This is a genomic window from Bartonella sp. AP40SXNS, assembly GCF_042195825.1.
Lineage (GTDB): Bacteria > Pseudomonadota > Alphaproteobacteria > Rhizobiales > Rhizobiaceae > Bartonella.
The window spans coordinates 1-733 of sequence record NZ_JBHIPB010000110.1 but is presented as its reverse complement, the minus strand read 5'-3'; the positions used below and the strand labels follow the sequence as shown (position 1 = coordinate 733).

Annotated in this window: 1 protein-coding gene and 1 pseudogene; both read right to left on the bottom strand. The window is 41.6% G+C overall.

Annotated features, from left to right (window positions below; translation table 11 throughout):
* Positions 1-17: 17 nt before the first annotated feature.
* Positions 18-431: a hypothetical protein gene (locus tag ACFILZ_RS10050; protein ID WP_375611080.1), complete on the bottom strand. Its 414-nt coding sequence runs from the start codon at positions 429-431 to the stop codon at positions 18-20.
* Positions 428-733 (bottom strand): annotated as a pseudogene (locus ACFILZ_RS10045) (filamentous hemagglutinin); the annotation flags it as partial. The pseudogene ACFILZ_RS10045 and the gene ACFILZ_RS10050, both read right to left, overlap by 4 nt.

The window sequence follows — 733 nt, the reverse complement described above, 5'->3', positions numbered from 1 at the left end:
ATCACCAATAGAAACACTTAAGGTTTGCATTCAGGTGCGTTTTTATATTTTTTACAAAAAGGGCTGTTTAAGCGCTTCTTGACACTGGGCCTCGGGATCACAGCACCTGGACGACAAATGGGCAAGTTTTCGGCTCTAAAAGTATAACACCACCCTCCCGCTCTTTCTACTTCTTCATCTTTATAGCGGAATCCTGATTGAATCATGCAAGCATAAGTTGTTGCTTTTGCATTGATGCTCTGCTTTCTATTTTCTGGAAATACATCATAAGGCGTTGGCATACCACATTCTAATAATGCTTTTCCTATTTCAGTAAAATCTGCTCCTGGCTTCTCCCAAGCAGTCAAGTATCCTGAAGGAGGCTTATTAAACTGACATCCAGCGATACTGAATAGAGTTACAGCACTTAATAATTTTAAGGTTTGTTTCATTTTTTACTCCATGATTTACTTGAAGGAACTTGTTCACGATGAGATGAGCCATAACGCACGTTACACTTATCGCCCGCGTCTCCAAGACAGGTATGGGAACTTATGGGATTTGTAGCCACTCTCAACCATTCTGTCCAAACGTTACTGCCAGCAGGGAGTGTCCCGTAGGTATAGCCATTGCCGCCAATAATTCTGCTTACAAAGTCATATCTATTCCCATCAAAACCAATAGTGGTTTGTTTGCCATCACTCACATAACCTAACAGACCGGATGCAACTAAAGCATTAAAGGCGGGTCCATA